Origin of the sequence: Alcanivorax sp. IL3, from assembly GCF_047495465.1 — a bacterium.
Lineage (GTDB): Bacteria > Pseudomonadota > Gammaproteobacteria > Pseudomonadales > Alcanivoracaceae > Alcanivorax > Alcanivorax jadensis.
Genome location: NZ_CP179931.1, coordinates 1,405,042 through 1,428,960, shown reverse-complemented (window position 1 = coordinate 1,428,960; position 23,919 = coordinate 1,405,042). Strand labels below are relative to the sequence as shown.

Below are 23,919 nucleotides of genomic sequence, written 5' to 3'. Positions count from 1 at the left end.
TTTTTTTTGGGGGGGATGTACCGGGTAGCTACGAAGCCGCTGTAGGAGCGCCGCTTGAGGCGCGAACCGAGCGCGAGCGAGGGGACACGACAGAGGTATAGAGCTGTCGGTCATTCTTTCTGAAACCTGTCGAGCCTTGATATTCCTGATTGCCCTGCGGGCAATGTCCTCGCTGAGGCTCGGTTCGCGCCTCAAGCGGCGTTATTCGCACGCTCACACTTCGGGCCGCACGGAACTGCGTGCGTTACTCCGCTACGCTCCGTTCCTACAGCGGTTATCAGAAAGGTTGCCTCGTAGCTCAATTCAACATAAACGTCGAATACTCCAGTTCTCCCATCTTCCGGTTCACCAGCCACAACCCCAGCATCACACACACAGCCAACGACAGCAGGAAACCGAAGCCGAAGAATTGCGGACCCAGGTACAAGCTTATGCCGGTAAAGATCACGTTCAACACGAAGAACAGGCCGGTGAGCAGTACCAGCATGCGGCGCTGGTCCAGGTAGCAGAACACGTTGATGATGGCCAGGAACACCACCTGTAACGCCGTGGCCACCAGCTGGACTTTGAGCAACGGCAGGTACAAGTCGGTAATCCCCAGGGCCGCGAAAATCTGGGCGCCAGCCACCATGATCACCAGGGCCGAGATGGCCTGGATCTTGAGGATCTGGAAGATGCCCTGACGAATCACGAACACCATCTGGTTGCGCATCTCCTCGATATAGGACAACGACCCCCCTTCACGCACCGCATCGTAGAAATTGCTGTAGTACTCCACAAAGTCGGTTTCCATGCGCACCAGAAACACGGCCATGCCGGGAATCAGCGACAGGTAGGACAGGAACACCGGAATATCATAGATCAGCGAGGCGTGCAGCGGACCAATCACCTCGCTCCCGGTGCCGCTGTAAAACCAGAACATGGCCTTGTCGGCCCATACCCCGGCGTTGTAGAAAAACCCCACCAGCATCAGGCTGGGATACAGGTAACGGGGGCGAAACATGTCGAAGGACACCATGCTGAGCGCCGGATAGCCGCGCACGATCAGCACCAGCATGCCGGCGAGCAAGGTCACCTGACCCAGCAGAAACCCGAGCAACAGTCCTTCCAGATCGAGAAAGCGCAGCAACAAGGCACCTACCACGGTGATCCCGTAACCCAGGGCGTACAGCACCAGTATCGCCTTGTACTGTTTCATCCCCGACAGGAACACGGTGGCGATCCAGATATTGCACAGCACCACAAAGCTGGCCGCCATCAACACCCGGAACAGGATGCTCTGTTCCGGGAACAGAAACACTGCGGCAGCTAGCGACAGGACCCCGGCAATGACCGTGACCAGCAGGGTAACGCCGCCATAGTTCGGCAGAATCAAATCTTCGCGCTGCTCAAAGGCGCGGTCAGCACAGAAACGGGTAAAGGCCAGTTGCACGGTACCGGTGAGCACCAGGCTGATCGCGATCAGATAGGTGACGGTGACCTGAAACTGGGACACTGCGATATCCGGTACCACCGCCCCCAGGCTGAAAATACCGATAATCAGGATGCCGATAATCGACAGCACCCAAGGCCCGGAGCTGATCACGCCAGCATAGGCGTAGGCACGGATCAGGCCCAGCAAGGTATCCTTGCGCAGCAGTTTTCGCAGTTCGAAGCCGATACCTGCCATCAGCGCTCCCCTTCCAGCAAACCCTGATACAGCTCACGGTAGGAGCCGAACATCTGCTGCTGGGTGTACAGGGTTTCCACTCGGCGGATGCCGGCCTGCTGTGCCTCGTGCCAGGCCTGCGGATTACTGAGTAGGTTGGCCACCGCCTTACCCAGGGCTTCCGGGTCAGCAATACCCACCACGGAACCGGCCGTGCCAAACGCCCGATCGTCTTCATCCAGCCCTTCGATCAGTTGGCGGCAGGAGCCCACATCCGTTGACACCGCCGGCACGCCAGCGGCAAAGCCTTCCAGCAATACCAGCGGCAGTGCTTCACTGATGGAGCTGAGCACCACCACACCCACTTTTGGCAGCAGCTCGTCGATCTTCTGAAAGCCAAGAAACTCTACATTCTTTTCCAAACCCAGGCTGGTCACCAGAGAACGGCACTCTGCAGCGTATTCCTTGTCTTCATCCTCGGGGCCGGCAATCCATCCCTTGGCGTCCGGTATCTCGTTAACCAGGGTGCGCATGGCGCGCAGGAAGGTTTTGACGTCCTTGATGGGGACTACCCGGCCGATCAGGCAGGCGGTCTGGGGTATCTCTTCACTCCGGGCAGCACGCACCTTTTCCATGCGTGGCAGGTCGATGCCATTGGGAATATTGAGCGTGCGCTCGGCGGGGGCGCCGTCTTCCACCTGCCGTTGCCGGTTACGCTCGTAAAGCGCCACGATGCGGTTCGATGACTGGTAACACTCGCGTCCCAGCTCGGTAAAGAAATTCACCCACTTTTCGCGAAAGTAAGCCATTTCTGCGTTGTTCTTTTCCACCAGCCCGCGGTTATCGCTGATCCATTCACTCTGGAACAGATCAATCTTGCGTTCCTTGGTGTAGATGCCGTGTTCGGACAGCAGCAGCGGCTTGCCCGTGCGCCGTTTCAGCATGGCGCCCAGAAAACCGGCATAACCGGTGGAGATGGTGTGATACATGCGCGCCGGGATCAGATTGGAGGCAATGTCATTCAGCACCCAGAGCGGTGCATGCATGATGCGGACGGTCCAGAAATAATCGACAAATGAAGGGTCCCGGCTGTATTCCCGATAGGCATCAGAAATGAAATCCCAGCTTGCCCGGCTATGCAAAAATGACTCCTCTGAGTAACAGCAGCCATCCCCCAGGCCATCCAACGTCTCGCCAAGCAGAGCTTCCCGCTCCGGAGAATGTTCGCCGGAACGCATCAGATCGTGTAAACGGCTCAAGCGATGATAGGCTTCGGGATCACCTTTTTTCGGTTTTTTTGCGCGCCACGCTGGAAGTCATGCAGGTAATGCACCTCCAGATGAACCACATTGTCCGGCAGGGTGTATTTCATGTCGCCATAGTCTTCCGGGCGACTGCCGATAAAACAGCAGGCAAAGGTATATTCCGGAAACCCCCGGATGATCTGGTTTACCCAGCTAGACACCCCGCCGCTGACATAGGGAAAAGTCCCCTCCAGCAACAGACAGATGTCCGCCTTATCCGCTCTGGGCAGCGCCATAGCCCCTCCAGTACTCCACGGATTTATTCAGGGCAGTAAACTGACTGCCATCGGGAATCTGTTCCATCAATAAGCGCACCATGGGTAGTTGCCGACGTTGCAGGGCGATTTCTGCCAGCCAGGGATTGACCTGGGCCGGAGACAACCCCAGTCGGCGGGCGAATACCAGGGATTCCTGGGATTCCCCCAGGTTTCCCTGACTCATCTTGATGCGCCCGCGTAATAACCATAGCCCGGCGTCTTCGGGGGATTCCATCAGCCCCATATCGGCATAGAAGCTCGCCCGCTCCAGGGTCAAGGTCATGATGTCACCGCGTACCAGATCCTGATAACTCAGCTCCCAATACAACTCTGCAAGACGACGGGCAAGCCGGTAGCGACGAGACTCCTTGGCCCGCTCCAGCAAATGCAGGACACGGTCAATATCGCGGGTGATGTCTTTTTCCTTCTGGTCGAGAATACCGTAGGCAAGCAGGCGCAAATCCTCATAGGAATCTCCCAAAGAATCACGCAGCAGTCGGCCGGTAATGCGCCCGGGCATGTCCTTGAGTACCAGCATTCCCTGAATCCGCAAGGCGTTGGGCGCAGTCTCACTGGTAAGCAAACTTTTCAGATCAATCTGCCGGAAACCGGCGCTTTGTTGATTGTTGACCGGTGTAAAATAGGGCTTTGCCACCTGGGAAAAAGGCAGCGGCATGAACAGTGCCGGCAACATCACACCCAGGGCAATGCCACCGATAATGGTCAGTAGCCCGATTGCAGGGATAAAAAAGGCAAAGGAAAAAATTAGTGCCAGCGAAAAGACTTTCGGCTCTCGAAAACGGGCCGGAAGAAAGGTCCACGCCACAGCGGACAACAAGGCCGACGCCAAGCCATGGGCGATCAGGTAAAGCAGAAAATAGGACAGCGAGCTGTTCTGGCTGAGCAACAGCAGCAGCGAGCCCAGCTCGGCACTGATCGCATAGATAAGCAGCTTCCAGCTAGACACCGGCCACCTCCAGCAACTCGCGGAGCTGATCGCCAGGGTCACGCTCACCCAGTAACCGATGGTAGTACTTCACCCCGGCCTGGCGGAGGCTGAAGAAGGCATAGTCCTCCTGTAGCCATTTTTCCGTGCGCAGTACAAAACCTTCCAGACTGGAATCACCAGTCATCGGCATCATAATCATCAGCACGTTGTCATGGACCCACCAGGCCAGATCCAGACTACGTAGGCCCCGCGCCAGCGCTTCCAGAATCTGCGCGGCCTGTTCGCTGTCATCGGCCACAAACAGGGTCAGGGCGGTGTCAACCCGCGCTTCACCGCGCAACCGGGAAAGCGCCGTCATTTCACTGGCAAAGCGGGTCGGCAGGTTCGGCCAGGTATCCAGCAGGCTGTCCACCTCTTCTCCGTAGTGCGCCACATCCGCATAGAAGTTCAGTAGCACAGAAAGCAACTGCAGGTTTTCATAATTCATGGACAGGAACGGCAACCGTTCCACCACCAGCACACCGATCATTTCCCCGGCACTGTTGGTCACCGGTGCCGCCACCAGATAGCGGCCCACATAGGCATCATCCTGGGTATTCTGCTGTACATGGGCGAGCATGCCGATGTCCAGGGCGTGGTTAAGCAGAGCATCGTGCTGATCCAGGGGTTTGTTCTCCCCCAGCAGGGCGGCGGCCTGGTCACTGATCTTGCCGTCCAATACCGGATAGAGAGCGGCGCGCTGCAATTGACAGTACTCCGCCAGCAAATTGATCAGATCATCCGCCGCCGGCAGGATTGTGCTGTCGCTTTCATCCAGGGTCAGATCGCGCAGACGGAACAGGGCATCACGCACGGTGTAGGGCCTGACCAGCAGATTCTCTTCCAGACGGTCATGGGAAAGGCGTAATAGCACATGACGCTGAGTCAGGTTTTGTAGACGCTCCAGGGCATAACTGGCAGCGCTTTCCGCCCGCTGCAAGCGAACCCGCCACAGGTCAGCGAATTCACCGCAGACCAGGCTGAGAATAAAACCGCCCAACATGGTGCCCTCGGGGAAATCCCAGTCCCCATAGAAATCCATATTGCGGAGCACAAACCAGCTGGCCAGCAGACACAGCATGCCAAACACACCGGCAAGGCTACCGTAACGCAGCGACACCAGAATGGGCACGAACAAGCCCCAGCGGAAGTTGGCATCCAGCGCCAGGGGATCTTCGGAACGTAACCATAGCCCCATTGAAACTGCCGCCACAGTCAGCAGTACCGCCTCCAGCACCACCCACAAGGGTCTTGCCGGCGGTGCCACCAGAGCAGGGATGACGGTGTTAGCCAGCCACTTTCGCATCAGCGAATGACCGGAGCCAGCAGCTTGTCGATGACTTTTTGCCCGGTCTGGCTGAGTGACGTTCTTGCCCAACCGGCGCGAGCACCGGTGCCGCTGTAGACGATTTTGCCGGAAGGCAGTTCGCGAATTTCCAGCATCACGCCCACCGCCGGTTCGCCATCTACGCCAGTCTTGTAACGCCATTCATGCACTACGCCGCTGACCACATACTGGGCCGATTGCGACTGCACCCAGCGATCCATCTTTTCCCTGTTGGCAGAGGAAGACGCTTCGAACAACAGCCCGTCATTACCGGTTTCCGGATAATTTTCCACCGCGGTCACACCCTGCCGGTAAAGCACGGATTCCACGATGGCCGCTGCCCGCAGCCCGGCCTGGGGGGTTCCGGTGCGATTTACCAGCGGCAACACCAGCCAGGTACCTTCCGCGTTCAGGGAAACTCCCTGACTACTGCGTACATGGGTGCAACTGGCCAGCATCAGCGCCAGCAACAAAACAACAACCTGTTTCATCTCATGCTCCTAGTAGTAAATCCTGTATTGCAGTTCAGCCCGGTAGCTGTCTTCATCGTTACCACCGGTGTTCAGTTGCCGCTCCAGTGACAGCTGCCAGGCATCCCGACCAAGCAGCGGGCCGGCCAGACCTAACCGGCCGATAAAACCGTCACCGGAAATGCTGTTATTCACATATCCCACCTCACCCCATCCCTGCAGGCGATGCGGCCGGATATGCACATCCGGCATGCCGAGTAACAAGGACACTCCGGATTCATTGTAATCCTGCGGCAAGGGACCAGTGTCTGACCCGGGCGGCAGCAAGGTCCGAACCTCCGCCATGCTGTTACCCGTTTCGGTAAAGTCTGCGCGGGTATGTCGCAGGCGCAACCCCGGCGAGAAACGGGACAACCAGGGACGCCAAGTGCTTTGCAGATTGACGATACTGCCATCCCCCAGGGTCTGGTCGTTGAGATCCCGATACTGATAATCCGCCCAATCCACACTGCTCTGCCAGGTAGACTGGGGCGACCAATTGAGCTGGAACTGGCTGCCGGTGCGCGACCCGCCCAACAGCAACAATGAGGTTTCATCCGCCGGCATCCGCCACTGGTAACGCCAGCTCGCAGACCAGTCGGAGTGCCAGTTGCCCCCCACTTCCAGATCCGCGGTGGTTTCGCTGTTATCCAACAGCTGGCGCTGGCCCAGTGAAAAACGGTGACGATAGCGTTCGCGCTGATAGTGCCACTCCAGGGTCAGCCACTGTTCCGCTTCATCCACATCCAGCTGGGCACGATCGTTACTGGCGAACTGCCGTTGCCGGTAGCGCGCCGACAAGGTGCTGTGGTCACTGAATGGCTGGCTCTGGGTAAAGGCCCAGTCTGTCATTTGCAAGGCACCCAGGCGGCGCTGTTCCACCGCCAGAGCGCTGGAGCGAGCACTGGGCAACAACAGGGATTCCTGCTGATTGTTGGCGCCAGCCAGTTCCGGAGAGCCAGCCTGCATGGCCATTAGCGTCGCGGTGGCGCGTCGTTCTTCGCCCAGTTCCAACTGGCTTCCTAATTGCTCAGACAGCGTCAATTGGCCGGCATAACGTTCACGAATCTGCGCCACGGCATCACGGTCGTTATTAAGCATGGCATAGGCCAGCGCCGACCCGGCATGCAGCCTACCGGCGGCCTGCTGCTTACGCAGGTACCAGGCGCGTGCCAGCTCCGGCTCGCTATGGCCCAGCGCCCACTGGGCAAGCCATTCGGCACGGGCTTCGTCTACACCCTGCTGCTGGCGAATCTGTTGCGCCAGTTGCAGGGAAGCGTCACCGCCCTCAAAACGCTGGCTGAGCGCCAGGCGCATATCGCGATACAGGGTCTGCTTGTCGTTACTGACCGGGAACGGCAATCGTTGATGCAAACTGCGCAGCACCGGCCAGGCCTGACCATCACGCCCTGCCGCAATCAGCGCCTGGGCATACTGCCATTGTCGCTCCCAGTCGTCGGGGGCGGTTTGCAGCAGACGGCTCTCGTAACGGACCGCCTGCTCGGCATGACCCAGCGCCATATGAGCGGCGGCCAGCACTTCCCAGTAACGCCGATCCAGACGGATGCCGGCTTCCCAGGCGGCAAGGGTCTGGGCCAGCTGAACATCATCACCACTGGCGACCAGCAGCCATAACCAGGCGATACGGGTTTCCCGGTCACCGGGAGCCAATTCCAGCGCCCGCTGTAACCACTGCGCCGCCCTTTCCATCTCGCCCTTGCGTAAAAGCAGGTTGGCGTAAAAACGCAGAAACGCCGGATCCTGATGCAATTGCGCGCGCTGGGCGTCACTAAGCTGGTGCAGAAAATCATCGATGGCCTGCCAGCGACCGGCATCCTGCATCTGATAGAGGGCGCCCATGGCAAAAGCCTGATCCCCATTGCGCTGCCAGGCCCGCTCCATCAGCGCCACGACTCTGTCGCGATCGTAATAACGGGCCAGGGTAATGTACTGGTACAGATCCGGCAGGGTGTCGTCACCCTGCTCCAGCAATGTCTCGTAATGACTCATGGCCGGCTGCCACTGTCCCAGCTCACTGGCCATAACCGCCAAACGGCGTGTCAGGTCAGGATCATAGGGCAGGTTTTCGGCATCACTGCGCAAATCGGAATAAGCCGTCTCACGCTGACCCTCAAGCCAATGGTAGCGGGAGACTTGCAATGCCATATCCCGCTCCGGGCCATAGCGATTCATGTACTGCCGCGAATAGCGAGCGGCTTGCTTTCTATCGCTTTGATTCCAGGCCAGACGCTGCATTTCCCACAGCACAGCCTGGCCCGGATAGCGCCGATGCCAGTCAGCCAGGAACACCAGGCCTTCATCCGGTGTGCCGAGCAACTCATATTGGCTGGCGATGGTAGCCAGCAGATCACGGTCCCGGGGGGACACTTCCAGCAATTCCTTGTAAACCCGCAACGTCAATTGGTGGTCGTAGGCCAGCGGCGCCCGCTGCCGAACCTGCTGCCAGGCCTGCGGATCGTCAGTGTTTTCCGCTACTTCCCACCAGGCTTTCAGGGCAGTACTGCTATCTCCCTGCCAGTCGGCGATCTGCGCCAGCCTCAGCAACCAGCGAATATCTTCGGGGCGCCAGTAGAGAGCATTGTCCACCACTTGACGAGCCCGTCCCAGATTGCCCGCCGCCACAAAAACCTCATAGCTATGGTCGTAGTAGCTCTCCACATAGGGCTCCGGCGCCTGGGCCAGAACAACGCCAGACAGGAAAGGCAAAGGTAATACCAGAGTCAGCAGCAGCCGCTTCATCGCTGCTCCTCGCGGCCATTGAGACGCAACAACCGCACTGCATAGCGCTGGGCCTGGGCCAGGTTGCCGCCGGCCTGGGCCAGGCGCATAAGGCGGTACAACACAGCCTTGTCCTGGTAATAAAGGTGTTCGTGGCGGGACGCAAAACGCAAGGCAACGTCATGCAAGCTACCGGCTTCCAGGGCCGCCAGCGTCTCTAGAAAATACTGTTTTCGCACGGCCGCGTCAGCAGACGCTTCCATGGCTTGCTCATAAGCAAGCCCCGACGCCAGGTAATTACCCTGCCCTAACAGAACCCGTCCGGCTTTTTCATACCATTCGCCGGGCCGCTCGGCCTCAGTGGCAAGCAGCCGGTAATAGCGCACGGTTTGTTGCACCTCACCCAGCACCAGCGCCATTTCCGCCAGTTCCCGGCGCTGGTCAGTAGTCAATGTCGACCAGTCCTGGCTGCGCACACTTGCCAGGGTCTCAGCCTGCAATCGGGAAGACCCACGCAGCTCCGGATCCATGGCCATCAGCCGCTTGAAATCCCACTGCAATCTCAGCCAGCGAACCTCCGACTGGTAACCCGCATCGGCGGCTTCTACCCGGTCCAGTTGCACATCAGCTTCGTCAAATCGCCCCAGAACAATCAATTCCCGGGCCATCAACAAACGCAGCTCATGATCATCCGGCTTAGCTTTCAGCCAGGCCTGCATATAACTCAAGGTCACCGCATCCAGGCGCGCATTGCGCAACGTGACGGCCAAGTCCCGGGGAAATGCCAGCCAACAGACCACCAGGATCAACAACAGACAAGCGAACAACTCTGTGGGGCCGAGAACCCGTAATCGCTCAGTGCGAACAGTGTAGCCGTAGCTCTTCGAGCTCATGCTTCGCACTCCTGTAGTGATAGAGGGTTCCGTCCCGACGCACTGGTTTCAGTGGTTCATCGTTATGGTTGAGCGAGCAACCATTGGCATTGCCGATGGCAAATTCCAGGTTGGTGTGTCCTGCCAGAGAAAATTGCATGCCGTCGTCATTGCGAGCAAATGTGGTCAGGCGGCCATTGGCCTGTTGCAGGTAAGGCAACGAGTCCGAACCGGGCTGCCAGTGAGCGTCAGCGCCGGACAAATGCAGGTAGCGGCCGGGACCGTCTTCCCGGTAGCCGGCGACCCCATGGGTATTATTGGTCAGGGCCGGTAGCGGCAGCGCCTCAGGTAATCGCAGGGTGCGCAGTTCGCCATTGCCTTTTACCCTCCAACCATCATTATCCCGGGCGATCACCATAGTGTTGAAATCCAGCACCTTGCGGGCATAGTCAGACGCAAATACCGGATGAAGCGGTTGCGACTGCGCCCAGCGATAGACCCTTAGCAAGGATTCCAGAGCTGCCGTCTTGCTGGCAATGTAGGTGTGGTAATAGATGTTCACCGGCTTGAAGCGATGGGGGCTTTCCGTCAGTTCGAAAGTCTCGAGTACCCGCTCAAAACCGTAGAAAGGGCCACTCCACTCATTGGTATAAATATTTTCGTTCTGGTTGGGTGCATAAACCTGGTATTCGTCCCCCTTGGGCAAACCGATTCCCTTGATCAGGGTCCAGGTGGGTGCACTGTGGGTGATGATGGTATCGCTACCGTTCATGTTCAGCAGGTTGCCCCGGCGTGCCGCAGCCAGCGCTTCAGGAGAGGGAAGGGTATCCCCGCTCCACAGCACCATTTTTGTACGCTTGCCGTCGGCCAGCAGGTTGTTGTTGATGTACTGTGCCGAACCGACCACTTCGCGCACCGGGTCCATCTGGTAATCGGGGATAGGCAGGCGCAATTGCCCTTCGGGGCCATACAGCTCCCCTGGCATTTGCTGGGCGTCGTACCAGAAAAAAGGATGCGAATAGGTGTGGGTAGCCGCTTCCACTTGAGGCAAGGCGAACATTTCCCGGGCGATCTGCTCCAGCTCGGCGGACATTTTCGGGTAGAGGCCATGAGGCGCCACTTCGCCCTCGATCACCGAGATGGTAGTGGGCACATCAAAACGTTTAAGCACTTCCTCCAGCAATACCCGGGCATCGGTTTGCCCCTGATAACCCTTCACCTCGGCCAGGCTGGGAAAACCATCACCATCCATATGCGCGAAGAGCAAGCGCCGACCATTTTCTGTCGTCACATCCGGAATCGGCATGACCGGTAGCTGTAATGCCTCGCGAATGAAGGTGAGCGGATTGACCACCCAGCGATCCAGTCCTTCACCTTTCTCACCGGGCAATATCGAACGGATCATGAAGGGCTGGAAGACATAACCGCCCCAAGGGGTCGTCGCCGCTGGCGTGTAGGTATGTTCCCCGGCGCGCAATTCCAGCCAGGGCTGGGCGGACGAATTGTGCAATGGCGACGACAGCTCTATCAGTTTGGGCAGTGCCAGCTCAAACCCCATGGCCTCATGCTGACGGGTAACCGTCGGCGGTGACAAGGGTGTAGGCCGACCCTCGAAACCGAAAGTCTGCGCATTGGGCCCCACCGGATCCACCGCCGGATAACCGAGCATGGCAATGGGAATACCCGCGTCTTTTTGCTCCACCAGCCAGGCCTCAAAATCGGCATCGGCCAGATCTTCTTCTTCCAGCCAGACCACAATACCGGCGTATCGTCCCTGCAGTGTGCCAGCTGGCATGGTGGAATTGATGGCACGGATATCAGGAACCAGCCCCTGGAACTGCAGTGGCATCAGCCCATAACGCACCGCATCGGAAAGCTCCCAGAATCGCTCATTGCTGCCACCATGAACCAATAACACTTGCCGGGGCAGCACCTCGCGCACGCCCAGCCCGAGCATGTCCAGCTCCGGATTGGTGATCCAGGGAATCACACCGTGACCCGCAATTTTCCTGGCAAGCTCTCGGGCTTGCTCACGCTCAGCAGGCGGCGCGTAGTCAATGGCAATGGTATCGACCTGGTACTGGTCACGCATAGTGGCAAACTGATTGAGCAACCACTGGCGGTCTTCCTCGGGAACCGGCGCATAACGCTGCTTGCCTGCCTCCCAGCGCTGGTAAAGTGACTCCGCCGCGATGGCATCCACCGGCGCCTCAACCAGCGGCATCAGTTCAAAGCCGCGATTGAAAATAAAACGTGCCTGGGGGTAACGCTGGGAGATCTGGTTGATCAACGTCGCTAACCCTTGCCGCTGTTGCTCCCGCTGCTCAGGTGTCTTGGCGACTAGCTGGTAGCTATCCAGGGTATCGAAGAAAAAGCCCCGGTACCCTTGCTGCCAGAGCGGCGCAATGACCTGCTTGAGGAGAAAATTTCGCAACCCCGGGGAAGACAGGTCGAAAATGTGGGAGCCCCAATCCGGATTTTCCCCCAGAAGCCACTCAGGTTTCAGGTTTGCAAAATACGGGCGAGATGCCAGGACTTCACCCAAGCTGACATAGGCATAGAAGCGCTGCTCGCGAAGCTCATCGGGCACGCCACTGGCTTGATCCGGCTCAACAACAGGAAAATCATAGATAGAGAGGGTGTGCCAAGGGATGTCAGGGCCGTAATAAAACGCGGTGGCTTGCTCAGAGCGTGGCTCTGCGCCAGCGGATGCCCCTATCAATACAAACAGAATCGCCAGACAAGAACGAATCAATGAATTCCCCAACTTACATAAAACCAAATTCTCTTATATACCCATTCAAGGCAGCGTGAATAATGAGAGAAACATCATGCAACTCAAATACAACAAAAGGGCATTTGTGTAAAATCCCCCCACCTCACAAAAGCCGACTGTTCTTGCCAAACTGGCTGCGCAGAAACGCCATCTGGTCCCCGCGAATACGATGGCTGTTTATCAAGGCCAGGTATTCGGCCATGTTTGGCACATAGGGCAGCGCCAGTAGATCCATCTCGATCTCTTCCAGGCGCCGGTTGCCTTTGCGCTGGTTGCAGCGTCGGCAGGCAGATACCACATTGGACCAGCGATCCCGGCCCCCTTTCGAGGTGGGGACAATATGGTCACGGGTCAGGACGTGTTCCGGGAAAGGCCTGCCACAATAGAGACACATATGCTGGTCACGGCGGAAAAGAGCCCGATTGGTCAATGGCGGTGCCGCGCGCTTGTGAGGGTTGGCCACACCATCGCAGGCAATGATGGAATGCAGGGACAGACTGGAACGCTCCCCGGAAAACCGACAGGTGCCACCCCGCAGACGGTAGATCACATCCCCCAGCGTCCAGGTGACCAGCCCGCGCGCGTAGAGAGTGGCAGCTACCTGCCAGTCCAGCCATTCCACGGGAGTGCCGGTTTTGTCGAGACGCAGAATGCGTTCACTCATGGGCTACCTCACGATCATTGCTGCGCCCCCAATAGGCACAACCTTCCTGGTACGGCTCAATGCCGAGGCGCGGAACAGGATCTCGTAAACCAGTGACGATTCTGCGACAGCGGGAAAAGAAGACAGAGGTGCAAACAGACGGTGGTGTCTGAAGCAGGCGTAACGACTGTCTCCTGGATAGGGTCCACACAACAGTGGTGCCTTTGCCCGGTTATCTCTGATCAAGCGGCCACAACCGCCTGATCACAAACACCGGATTGAATAAATAGTAAACAGGGCAGCATCCGCACTGCAACTGCCACTATTAAGGGGTGGCGCGAAATTCAGGCAATCGGTAGCAACTGGTCACCGTTGCTCCCGTGTTATCTCCGTCGGTCATGATCGCCACCGCATCCACGCTGTCCACGTCCAGGTCATGAAAGCGACGGAAATCCTCGCGTACATTGCGAGCAAACGATTGCCAGGGGCCGGCACCGCCCGGCCCCTGCACCACCACCATCACCGCCTGGGAGGCAAAAGGGTTGGGCCAGTACGTGCCCGGCGCCGCTTGCCGGGACCAGACATAGTTGATCGCCCGGGTCTGCCAGGGCAGCCAGCCCTTCTTCACCACATAGACCCGGGCCTGGAAATCGTCCCCGGCCTTGATCTGCTCATCGACCTCTGGCCAGTCCGCGATCTGGTCAGCACGCCACTGCCAATGCAGATAGGGCGTGCGCGTTATATTCACCGTGCTTTCCCTGGCCAGGCCGGACGCCGAACCCAGGGCTCGGCTTTGCCAGCAACCGGCTTCCAGGCGATAGTCGGTCCTGCCCTCGAAAACCACTTCCCGCCAGCCTTCCGGCACCGCCGAAACCGCCCTGACAGGCAACAGAGCCAAAGACAAAAACAGCAGCACTGGTATACATTGGACCAACGGGTCACAAACAGGTCTCGTTTTCATGGCCGCGTTTCCTAGAATAGACATCCTGTTTACGGATATTTACTCCTCCTGTTGAGGGGGAGCTTTCACCGGATTTTCCTGTCTCAACCAAGCTCAAGGCAGACATCATGCAGTTTGATTACATTATTGTCGGCGCCGGTTCTGCTGGCTGCGTACTTGCCAATCGTCTTTCCGAAAACCCCAATAACCGTGTCTGCCTGCTTGAAGCTGGCCCGGCAGACAACAGCCTGTTTATCCGCATTCCCGCCGGCATCATTCTGATGATGCGCTCCAATGCGCGAAACTGGCGTTATTACACCGTACCGCAAAAAGCCCTGAACAATCGCCAGATTTACATCCCCCGGGGCAAGACCCTGGGGGGTTCCTCGGCAGTGAATGCCATGTGTTATACCCGCGGTCACAAGTGGGACTATGATCACTGGGCGTCACTGGGCAACGACGGTTGGAGCTTCGACGATGTGCTGCCGGTATTCAAACGCTGCGAGCACTATGAGCCCGGGGAAAGTGAATTCCATGGCACCCATGGCAAGCTCAACATTGCCGACCTGCGTTTCACCCACCCTGTCAGCAGTGCCTTTATCAAAGCCGGCGTTCAGGCCGGGCACCCCGCTACCGACGACTTCAACAACGATGTCCAGGAAGGCGTGGGCATGTACAAGGTGAACCAGAAGGACGGTGAGCGCTGCGGTGTTTCCCGTGCCTATCTGCACCCGGTCATGGACCGGCCCAACCTGACCATCATGACCGACGCTTTGGTGAATCGGGTACTGTTCGAGGGCAAACGAGCCATCGGCGTGGAAGTGGAGCACAAGGGTCAGATCCGCACCCTGAAGGCCGACAACGAAGTCATCCTCTCCGGCGGCGCTATCAACTCTCCGCAGATTCTCAAGCTTTCTGGCGTGGGCCCGGCAGCGGAACTGGCCGAGCACAACATCCCGCTGGTCCACGACCTTCCCGGCGTGGGCGAGAACCTGCAGGACCACCCGGATGCCCTGGTGGTACACAAGAGCCTGCGCAAGGACACCCTGAGCCTGGCGCCGGGCGCCCTGCTCACTACCGGCCTGAAAGGCTTTATCGACTTCTTCTACCGTCGCACCGGTCAGCTGACCTCCAACGTGGCGGAAGCCGGGGGCTTTATCAAATCCGGGCCAGAGCAAGAGATTCCCGATCTGCAGTTGCATCTGACCGCCGCCAAACTGGATAACCACGGCCTCAACCTGCTGTTCAGCATGGGCTACGGCTACTCAGGTCACGTCTGCATTCTGCGTCCCAAGAGCCGGGGCAACATCACCCTGCGTGATGCCAACCCACGCTCCCCGGCGCTGATCGATCCGCGCTTCCTGGAGCACCCGGATGACATGGAAGGGATGGTCCGTGGCGTCAAGGCCATGCGCAAGATCATGTCCCAGGATGCCCTCACCGACTGGCGGGGTGATGAAATCTTCCCAGGCAATGATGTGGAAAGCGACGAAGACATCCGTAACTTCCTGCGTCAGAAGTGCGACAACATCTACCACCCGGTGGGCACCTGCAAGATGGGCAGCGACGACATGGCAGTCGTCGACAGCCAGCTGCGCGTCCACGGCCTGGAAGGCCTGCGCGTCATCGACGCCTCCATCATGCCCACCCTGATCGGCGGCAACACCAATGCGCCGACAGTGATGATTGCCGAGAAAGGGGCTGACTCGATCCTCGGCGAGTAATCGCTGCAAGCCTCAAACGACAAGCTGCGACGCGGGCCGGGCCGTGCTAATCACATAGCGCCCTGCCCGCGTTTTTTATGGGAGGTTCTGCAGGAGCGTCGCTCGCGGCGCGATTCCGACCTTGGCGAAGGTCGTTGATCTAGGAGCACCTCTCTCTGTGCTCTGCGAGTATGAGGTGCGAACCGAGCGTAGCGAGGCAACAGAGGCCAACGTCAAAACACTATTTTGTCTGGAGAGACCTGTCGAGCTTTGCCATTCCTGATCGCCCTGCGGTCGATTTCCTTGCTCCGCAAGGTTCGCACCTCAAGAGGTACTCCTACAGCGGCTTCGTAGAAATGACGAAGTACAAGGAACTTCCCAATCTTTCCTCATCCAACGGGCATAGCTTGTAGCGTCTCTTTTCACCTTCCTGTCATCTTTCTTTTACACACTGCCTCTTTCGAATATCGCCTGATCCGATTGGGGGGATTTATGGTGGATGCAGTATCGTCTCCGCGCGCGCAGCTGGTGGAATTGCTGTGGCAATTGAAGCAGAACTTTGACCAGGAAAATGACAGCAGCCTGCGCTTTGTACATTTCAATACACTGCTCAACGATCCGGTCTATCGGGCCGAGGTCATTAGCCGGGCGGTTAACAGCGACAACCGGAAAATCCGCGCCCTGGGCCTGAAACTGCAGGATGCCAATCGAGACGGCATGCTGCTGCACAAACGCCCGCCAGCAAACGGTGCTTCACTGCCGCTCACCAATCCCGATATCACCGAAACCCTGGGCAGCGCATCCGCCGGTAGCGGGCAAAACGCAAGGTCACAATGGATGTACGCCTGGCTGGGGCTGGCCGCGATGATGCTCGGCGTGATTGGCTACTTTGCGTATCAACCTCTTCACCAACTGGTGGCGGGCAAACAGGTGGTCAAAGGCTCTCTGTTTGGCAACCAGACCTGGCATGCCGGCACCACCTGGATCCTCGACGGCATCGTCTACCTGGAAGCCGATGCCAACCTGACCATAGAACCGGGCACCCGCATTGAAGGCCGCCCCGGTTCTGCGCTGGTGGTTACCCGCGATGCCATCCTGTTTTCCCGTGGCCAGGAAAGCGCCCCCATCGTCTTTACCAGTCATCAGCCCGAAGGCACCCGCGCCACCGGTGACTGGGGCGGTGTGGTGATGCTGGGTAGCGCCCCGGTCAACAAGGCTGACGCCCAGATCGAAGGGGTTCCCCATGGCGATGCCCGGGGCGCCTTCGGCGGCAGTGATCCAGGCTCCTCCTGCGGCATGATGGAATACACCCGCATCGAATTCGCCGGCTTCGAAGTCTATGCCAACAACGAACTCAACGGCCTGACCCTGGGGGGCTGCGGTGACGGCACCATTGTCCGCCATGTGCAGGTACATCGCGCCCTGGACGACGGCATCGAAGTGTTTGGCGGCACTGTGGATTTGCAGCATATCGTCATCACCGGCGCCGGCGACGATTCCCTGGACTGGGATATGGGCTGGCGAGGTCGGGTCCAGTTCCTTGCCGTTCAGCAGCATGCCGATGCCGGTGACAATGCCTTTGAGGGTGACAACCAGGCCGGCAACCCTGACGCCAGGCCTCTATCCGCACCGACCATGTACAACGTGACGCTGATCAGCCCGCGCAGTCACGACAAGTATCACCGTGCCATGACCCTCAAGGCCGGCTCCGGTGGCCACTTCCACAACATCATCATCGACGGCTTCTCCGGAGAAACCATTGACCTGAAAGGCACAGAAACGGTGGCGCGCATCCAGCAAGGCGAGCTCAGTTTTCAAAGCATGATGGTGAACCGGATCGGCAGCCGCGGGCTGACCTTCTTTGACCCTGAAACCGGTGACAACAATGACGACGGGGATTTCGACGAACGCCGTTACTTCCAGAGCAGCTCCGTGGCCGCCCAGTTTGGCACAGACCCACTGCTGACCCGGGACGCCACCAGCGCCTCCCACCCGGACTTCGCCCCCACCTCACGCTCACCGGCCCGTAATGGCGCCAGCCCCATTCCCCAAGGCGAATTCTGGGACGAAGCCGCCACCTATCTCGGTGCAGTGCGCCCCGGCAGCGTACAGAACTGGACCGACGGCTGGACGGCTTATCCGTTGAACTAGGAAGCCTCTGAAAAGTTCGCAGGAACCATGCTTGCCATGGCGAAATGCCTCAGCAACATCGAGGATGTTCGCCATGCGAGCATGGCTCCTACAGGGAGACGGAGCGGCGGCACATCTACCACATTGGCGAAAAAACGTGCAATAGTCGCGTAACACGCGTATACTTTCGCGTCCTCGCCGACGCTCGCTCGGCCCCTCCTCCCAATTCATAGGTAACACATGTCAGATTCCCGTTCCGGGTTCGCCGATTTAGGCCTGCCCGAGGTTCTGCTCGCTGCGATTGCCCGTCAGGGCTTCCAGGAGCCGTCGCCGATTCAGGCGCAAGCCATCCCGCTGTTGCTCGATGGTCACGACCTGCTGGGCCAGGCACAAACTGGCACAGGTAAAACCGCCGCTTTCGCCCTGCCACTGCTGGCACGGCTGGATGCATCCCTGCGTCAACCACAAATGCTGATTCTTGCCCCCACTCGTGAACTCGCTATCCAGGTGGCCAAAGCCTGTGAAGAGTTTGCCCAGGGCATCAAAGGACTCAAGGTACTGCCGATTTATGGCGGCGGTGAATATCGTACGCAGCTGAAAGGCCTGCGTGACGGCGCCCAGGTGATTGTAGGTACCCCTGGACGCGTCATGGACCACATCGAACGTGGCTCCCTGAACCTGAACAACCTGCAGGCAATGGTGCTCGACGAAGCCGATGAAATGCTTCGCATGGGCTTCATTGATGACGTCAAATGGGTACTCGAACGTACTCCGGACGACTGCCAGCTGGCCCTGTTCTCGGCCACCATGCCACCGGTGATTCGCAAGGTTGCCGATCAGCACCTGAAGAACCCCAAGCTGGTACGCATCGACAATGGCGTCGGCGCCACCGCCGGCACCAGCATCCGTCAGCGCTACTGGCCGGTGGCCGGGCTGAATAAACTGGATGCCCTGTGCCGTATTCTGGAAGCCGAAGAACACGATGCCATCATCGTCTTCGTGCGCACCAAGCAGGCCACCCTGGAACTGGCTGAACAGTTGAACCGCCGTAACCTGCGTGCTGAAGCCCTGAATGGCGACATCCCGCAGCAACAGCGTGAAAAAACCGTCCAGCGCCTCAAGGACAAGCGCTTCGATCTGCTGATCGCCACCGATGTGGTGGCTCGTGGTCTGGACGTGGCTCGCATCACCCACGTGATCAACTACGACATGCCCGGCGACCCGGAAGCCTACGTACACCGTATCGGCCGTACCGGTCGTGCTGGCCGCGAAGGCGACGCGATTCTGTTCGTTTCCCGCCGTGAGCAGCACGTACTGCGTCAGATCGAACGCACCACTCGCCAGGCCATCGAAAAGATGACCCTGCCGTCCGTGGACGACCTGAACGCCAAGCGCATTGCCCGCTTCCAGGAGCAACTGACAGCCTTGTTGGAAGGCAACAGCCAGGACGAAACCCGCGCACTGGTCAACCAGCTGCGCGACAGCATGGAAGTCAGCGATAACGACATGGCGACGGCCCTTGCCGTGATGATGTTCAAACGTGAACCGCTGATCCTGAAAGAACCGAAAATGGTCAAGGAAACACGTTCTCGTCGTGAACCGGCCCACGCGGCAGGCGGCCGTCGTGACGATCGTCCTTCCCGTGGCAACAAGGGCAAGAGCGACAAGGTCATGCGCAGCTACCGCATCCAGGTCGGTCATGACCATGGCGTCAAGCCGGGCAACATCGTCGGTGCCATCGCCAACGAAGCCAAACTGCCCAGCCGTCTGATCGGACCGATCAAGATTCACCAGGACCACAGCACCGTAGATCTGCCGGAAGACCTGTCTCCCCGTCAGCTTCACGTGATCCGCACCGCGCGGGTCTGCCAGCGTTCCCTGGATCTGGAAGCGGTATAAGCGACTAGCCGCTAGCGCTAGCTTCTAGCTGAAAAACAAAAAAACCGCGCCCGAAAGGGTGCGGTTTTTTTTGTAGCTCGTAGCTATCTGCTTGTAGCTTTCAGTTGATCAAGACCCGGAAATCCGGAAGCCCACCTTCACACCCACCTGGTAGTGCCCCACTTTGCCATCCACGATATGGCCGCGGGTTTCAGTGACTTCAAACCATTCCATCATTTTCAGGCTTTCACTGGCGGTGGCCAGGGCGTTATTGATGGCGTCCTCAATACTGGTCTTGGATGAGCCCACCAGTTCCACTTTCTTGTAGACATGATGATCGGACATTTCGCTCTCCTTTTTTGTCTTCAGTCACCTTATCTGTGGCACCAACGGCCAGGCATTACAAGGGCAGCCCGCATGAAGTCGCTCAAATATTCATCAATAAACCATTGAAAGCGGCGTTCGCTTGCCTCACAAAGAAGGGGAAAGGCAATTTCCGGTATCAAAGGAGAGAAAGCCATGGATATGCACAAAATGACTCCCTGGAACTGGCTGAGCCAGGAAAGCAGCCGCGAACGCCCCCTGCCCCAGCGACAACCACGGCATCCGCTACTGCGCTGGGAGCGAGAGTTCGATAACTGGTTTGAGCAGATGCTGGGCGATATGGCCTGGACTACCCCGGCACCACACGCGGAGCCCAGCATCCCGTTCCGCCCTAACCTGGATATTCTTGAGCGCGATGATCACTACCTGATCACCGCCGAACTCCCCGGTGTGGAAAAACAGGATCTGCACATCACCCTGAACCATGACGCCCTGACCATCGCAGGCCAGAAGCAAGAGGCGCAGAGCTCCGAGCGGGATGGCTATCATTACAGTGAGCGGCGCTTCGGACAATTCCGGCGCATACTCAATCTGCCTGTAGACGCGGACGGCGAGGCCATGGAGGCGGTATTTCACAACGGGGTACTGTCTCTGACCATTCCTCGCCACGAACACCATGGGCAAGGCAGCAAGACCATCGAGATTCATTAAGGCAGGGCAACCTTGACTCCCCGTAGGGTGCACTGAGCCTAAGGCGAACTGCACCGATCCGGCGTTTGATGGTGCAGTTCGCCTTAGGCTCAGTGCACCCTACGGGAAAGTGAAATTCTTTCCCGGTGCCAAGCGTGTCACACGGTCGATCGCAAACCGTCGTACCATGGGTTTCCTGATCAGGAGATCCATGATGCGTATAGTCCTTGCCCTGTTACTATTTATCAGCCTGCCTCTGCAGGCAGATGAAATCCGTCTCAGCGATGATCTGCAGGTTTACCCACTGACCGAACACACCTGGGTACATCGCTCCTGGGAAGTGATTCAGGGTAAGCGCTACCCCTCCAACGGGCTGATCATCATCGAAGACGACACCCTCACCCTGATCGATACCGCCTGGGGCGAGGCACCCACAGCGCGGTTACTGGACTGGATGGAACAGCAGTTTGGCAAGGCACCGGATCTGGCCATCCTCACTCACTCCCATGACGATCGCATGGGCGGCGCCCAGACGCTGGCGGACCGCGGCATTCCCGCCTGGGCCCACCCGGCCACCCTGACCATTGCCCGCAACGATCCCGACACCTTCTACGATCCGGACATTCCCCTACCCCGGACCCTCGAGGCTTTCACGGAGCAATCACGGATCAAGTTCGCTAATCTGGAACTCTATTACCCGGGCCCGGCGCACAGCCCTGACAACATCCTGGTCTGGTATGCCCGCGATGAGGTATTGATCGGAGGGTGTGCAGTGAAGGGAGGCTCGGCCACGGCTATCGGCTATGTGGAAGGCTCAGACGCCAACCATTGGCCCGTTGCCATGGAAAACGTACTGGCCCGCTATGGCGCTGCCAGCATTGTAGTACCCGGCCATGGAGATATTGGCGATGCCAGCCTGCTTACCCATACACGCGATCTGGCCCGGCAGGGTGTTGCAGATCAGTAAGGCAGTGTTACTGGGCCTTTTGCTCACCGCCGCCAGCACGGTTGCGCGGGCCGACAACAACACCGTGCTGCGTTTCGACACACCGGTGCAGATCGATGGTGACGCCCGCTTTGACCGGAACAGCCCGCTGCAGCCCAGTGCCAGCAGCTTTCGAATACGGGAAGCCAACACGCTCAGCAGCGACAGTGGTGAACGCTGGGCCCTGGTGACTCTGGAGAACAGCGACGGCGGCAAACGCATCCTGCAGGATAATTACCTGGTGGCAGAATTCGCCAATGGCGAACGGCGCCATCCTACCGGCCTGGAGGGCTCCTTCGCCGCCGGCGAGCAGCAGCGCAAGATGGTTTTTTTCGGCTATCACCGCTTTCCCATCCTGCGCATTTTCACCGCGCGCTGACCGCTACTTTTCCTTGATCAGCAACTCGCTGAGCGGTTGACGCTCAGGGCGAAACTGATTGACCCGGGTGTCAGCTTCATAACCCAGCGACACCCCGCACAGCAGCTTGTATTGGTTCGGCAGGTGAAAATGCTGCTCCAGCGGCGAACGCCACAGGCCCAACGCCCCCTGGGCACAGGTGCCGAGGCCGGCATCGGTTGCCGCCAGCATAAAGTTCTGCAGAAAAATCCCCGCATCCAGCGCGCTGTAAATACCCAGCCCTTCGTGAATGAACACAAACAGGGCCGCCGGAGCGTTAAAGAAACGGAAGTTATCGCGCATCTGCTCATGACGAGCCTGTTTATCCTGACGGCCAATATCCAGCAGTTGATACAGACCATGGCCGGTGGCAACCCGGCGCGGCTGCAGATCCTCCGGGTAGTTAACCACCGGACGGAAGTCACCATCGGGGATGCCGTCCTTGCGCAGCCAGGCCAGGGCCTTTTTCAACATTGGTGCCTTCTGCAGCGCCGCCAGTTTGTCAAAGCGAGGCGGCAACTCCTCACGCAGGCTTTCCAGTACTCCGCCGCGGGCAATGGCGATCTGATAGGGCTGGGTGTTAGACCAGCTCGGTGCCGTCGTGGCAGCCTCAAGCAACGCTTGCAACTGATCATTACTGACCGGCTGATCGGTAAAGGCACGCACACTATGGCGTGCCCGAATCACATCACGAAATTCCATTATCCACTCCCATTGGACGCTGGCCATATCATGGCAGATGCCTACAATACCCAGCCATGACAAAGTCCGCCCCCTCCCTGCTACGCAGCGCCAATTTCTCCCGTTGCCGCCAATACCGCTATGCCCTGTGGCGGCACTGGGGGCCGGGCGATGACTTTCTGCTGTTGATCGGGCTGAACCCGTCCACCGCCGATCATCGCCAGGATGACCCCACCATTCGCCGCTGCATGGGCTTCGCCCGGGACTGGGGCTACTCCGGCCTGTGCGTGGCCAACCTGTTTGCCTACCGGGCCACTTATCCCAGCGATTTATTTGCCGCAGATGATCCGGTGGGCCCGAAAAACGACCAATGGCTGCGCAAACTGGCACGACAGGCAGATCGGGTCGTTGCCGCCTGGGGCAACCATGGTCGCTACATGGAGCGAGCCAGTGCCGTATCGGCCCAATTGCCGGCCATGCATTGCATTCGCCTCAACGGTTCCGGGGAGCCCGCTCATCCCCTGTACCTGCCCAAACACCTGACTGCCCGCCCCTGGGATCAGGGAGCTTCTGAATAACCTTGTCCTGACCTTCACTCCAGCAGCAAGATAATGGTATCAATTCCTCACGTCATGGATGACCGCCTTGGGCTCTCATACCGACAACAATATCCGCCGCGCTCGCTGGCTTGCCTATGGCGGACTGATTCCCTTTTACGGCCTGGCGCTGCTGGCCTGGCTGGATACCTGTCGAGAGTGGGCCTTGCAAGGTGTGGCCGCCTATGCCGCCATCATTATTGCCTTCCTGGGTGCAGTTCACTGGGGGCGAGCACTAAACCAGTTTGATCGTGGTAACCAGTTCCCCACCCTGTTGTTTGGCATCATGCCGGCGGTGCTGGGCTGGTTTGCGCTGCTGTTACCGCTGGAATTCTCCCTGCCTATGCTGGCGGCGGGATTGGTGTTTGTCTGGGGCACAGAGCAGATGGTTTTTACCGAAGCCTTGCCTGGCTGGTACCGCCAGTTGCGGCATCAACTCACCGCCGCCGCCGTGATCGCTGTGTTGATTGGCTGGGCCGCCACCATGGTCCCCATGTTCTGAGAGCGCGCGACACCCCTCCTTTTACAAGGT

The 23,919-nt window shown here is 58.6% G+C and carries 19 protein-coding genes and 1 pseudogene; 8 read left to right on the top strand and 12 right to left on the bottom strand.

Annotated elements, in window-relative coordinates; all coding sequences use genetic code 11:
- Positions 1 to 298: 298 nt before the first annotated feature.
- The 10 genes and pseudogenes from pelG to ACMG4M_RS06690 all read right to left on the bottom strand — a co-directional run bounded on the left by pelG (position 299) and on the right by ACMG4M_RS06690 (position 14,024).
- On the bottom strand, positions 299 to 1,669 hold the full coding sequence (pelG, locus tag ACMG4M_RS06735; RefSeq protein WP_272962379.1) for an exopolysaccharide Pel transporter PelG: 1,371 nt from the start codon (positions 1,667 to 1,669) through the stop codon (positions 299 to 301).
- Positions 1,669 to 3,188 (bottom strand): annotated as a pseudogene (gene pelF / locus ACMG4M_RS06730) (GT4 family glycosyltransferase PelF). Before pelF ends, pelG begins: the two are co-directional and overlap by 1 nt.
- Positions 3,166 to 4,176, bottom strand: coding sequence for a hypothetical protein (locus ACMG4M_RS06725; protein WP_272962377.1), 1,011 nt, complete (start codon positions 4,174 to 4,176; stop codon positions 3,166 to 3,168). The pseudogene pelF and the gene ACMG4M_RS06725 overlap by 23 nt, the downstream one beginning before the upstream one ends.
- A complete protein-coding gene (locus tag ACMG4M_RS06720) occupies positions 4,169 to 5,503 on the bottom strand; it encodes a PelD GGDEF domain-containing protein (RefSeq protein WP_272962376.1) in 1,335 nt (444 codons plus the stop codon). The genes ACMG4M_RS06725 and ACMG4M_RS06720 overlap by 8 nt, the downstream gene beginning before the upstream one ends.
- Positions 5,503 to 6,015 (bottom strand): hypothetical protein, encoded by a 513-nt coding sequence (locus ACMG4M_RS06715; protein ID WP_272962375.1) that lies wholly within the window; start codon positions 6,013 to 6,015, stop codon positions 5,503 to 5,505. Before ACMG4M_RS06715 ends, ACMG4M_RS06720 begins: the two co-directional genes overlap by 1 nt.
- Before the next feature lie 9 nt (positions 6,016 to 6,024).
- Complete coding sequence (locus ACMG4M_RS06710; protein ID WP_414430980.1) at positions 6,025 to 8,793, bottom strand: tetratricopeptide repeat protein; 2,769 nt, start codon at positions 8,791 to 8,793, stop codon at positions 6,025 to 6,027.
- On the bottom strand, positions 8,790 to 9,665 hold the full coding sequence (locus tag ACMG4M_RS06705) for a hypothetical protein (RefSeq protein WP_414430979.1): 876 nt from the start codon (positions 9,663 to 9,665) through the stop codon (positions 8,790 to 8,792). The genes ACMG4M_RS06710 and ACMG4M_RS06705 overlap by 4 nt, the downstream gene beginning before the upstream one ends.
- A complete protein-coding gene (locus tag ACMG4M_RS06700; RefSeq protein WP_414430978.1) occupies positions 9,628 to 12,399 on the bottom strand; it encodes a bifunctional glycoside hydrolase 114/ polysaccharide deacetylase family protein in 2,772 nt (923 codons plus the stop codon). Before ACMG4M_RS06700 ends, ACMG4M_RS06705 begins: the two co-directional genes overlap by 38 nt.
- A 124-nt stretch (positions 12,400 to 12,523) precedes the next feature.
- Entirely contained in the window at positions 12,524 to 13,084 is a 561-nt protein-coding gene (locus tag ACMG4M_RS06695; protein ID WP_414430977.1) for an HNH endonuclease, read from the bottom strand.
- A gap of 304 nt (positions 13,085 to 13,388) precedes the next feature.
- Positions 13,389 to 14,024 (bottom strand): DUF3047 domain-containing protein, encoded by a 636-nt coding sequence (locus ACMG4M_RS06690; protein ID WP_414430976.1) that lies wholly within the window; start codon positions 14,022 to 14,024, stop codon positions 13,389 to 13,391.
- Between the two features lie 107 nt (positions 14,025 to 14,131).
- Between ACMG4M_RS06690 and ACMG4M_RS06685 the strand changes: the two genes are divergently transcribed.
- The 3 genes from ACMG4M_RS06685 (at position 14,132) to ACMG4M_RS06675 (ending at position 19,735) form a co-directional block, all read left to right on the top strand.
- Positions 14,132 to 15,727: a GMC family oxidoreductase gene (locus tag ACMG4M_RS06685; RefSeq protein WP_414430975.1), complete on the top strand. Its 1,596-nt coding sequence runs from the start codon at positions 14,132 to 14,134 to the stop codon at positions 15,725 to 15,727.
- A 471-nt stretch (positions 15,728 to 16,198) separates the two neighbouring features.
- Complete coding sequence (locus ACMG4M_RS06680; protein WP_414430974.1) at positions 16,199 to 17,857, top strand: hypothetical protein; 1,659 nt, start codon at positions 16,199 to 16,201, stop codon at positions 17,855 to 17,857.
- A 219-nt stretch (positions 17,858 to 18,076) separates the two neighbouring features.
- Positions 18,077 to 19,735 (top strand): DEAD/DEAH box helicase, encoded by a 1,659-nt coding sequence (locus ACMG4M_RS06675; RefSeq protein ID WP_035247748.1) that lies wholly within the window; start codon positions 18,077 to 18,079, stop codon positions 19,733 to 19,735.
- Between the two features lie 108 nt (positions 19,736 to 19,843).
- Here ACMG4M_RS06675 and ACMG4M_RS06670 read toward each other — a convergent pair whose 3' ends face one another.
- Positions 19,844 to 20,059, bottom strand: coding sequence for a dodecin (locus ACMG4M_RS06670; RefSeq protein WP_035247750.1), 216 nt, complete (start codon positions 20,057 to 20,059; stop codon positions 19,844 to 19,846).
- Between the two features lie 174 nt (positions 20,060 to 20,233).
- Here ACMG4M_RS06670 and ACMG4M_RS06665 point away from each other — a divergent pair, with 174 nt between their 5' ends.
- The 3 genes from ACMG4M_RS06665 to ACMG4M_RS06655 all read left to right on the top strand — a co-directional run bounded on the left by ACMG4M_RS06665 (position 20,234) and on the right by ACMG4M_RS06655 (position 22,092).
- On the top strand, positions 20,234 to 20,749 hold the full coding sequence (locus tag ACMG4M_RS06665) for an Hsp20/alpha crystallin family protein (RefSeq protein ID WP_272962368.1): 516 nt from the start codon (positions 20,234 to 20,236) through the stop codon (positions 20,747 to 20,749).
- Positions 20,750 to 20,939: 190 nt separating this feature from the next.
- Positions 20,940 to 21,695, top strand: a complete 756-nt coding sequence (gene bla / locus ACMG4M_RS06660; protein ID WP_414430973.1) for a subclass B1 metallo-beta-lactamase — start codon at positions 20,940 to 20,942, stop codon at positions 21,693 to 21,695.
- Entirely contained in the window at positions 21,679 to 22,092 is a 414-nt protein-coding gene (locus tag ACMG4M_RS06655) for a hypothetical protein (RefSeq protein WP_272962366.1), read from the top strand. Before bla ends, ACMG4M_RS06655 begins: the two co-directional genes overlap by 17 nt.
- 3 nt (positions 22,093 to 22,095) lie before the next feature.
- Here the strand turns inward: ACMG4M_RS06655 and ACMG4M_RS06650 are convergent, their stop codons facing one another.
- On the bottom strand, positions 22,096 to 22,812 hold the full coding sequence (locus tag ACMG4M_RS06650; protein WP_349380058.1) for a nitroreductase: 717 nt from the start codon (positions 22,810 to 22,812) through the stop codon (positions 22,096 to 22,098).
- 56 nt (positions 22,813 to 22,868) lie between these two features.
- Between ACMG4M_RS06650 and ACMG4M_RS06645 the strand changes: the two genes are divergently transcribed.
- Positions 22,869 to 23,369, top strand: a complete 501-nt coding sequence (locus ACMG4M_RS06645; RefSeq protein ID WP_272962365.1) for a DUF1643 domain-containing protein — start codon at positions 22,869 to 22,871, stop codon at positions 23,367 to 23,369.
- A 67-nt stretch (positions 23,370 to 23,436) separates the two neighbouring features.
- Entirely contained in the window at positions 23,437 to 23,889 is a 453-nt protein-coding gene (locus ACMG4M_RS06640) for a DUF3429 domain-containing protein (RefSeq protein WP_272962364.1), read from the top strand.
- Positions 23,890 to 23,919: the final 30 nt, after the last annotated feature.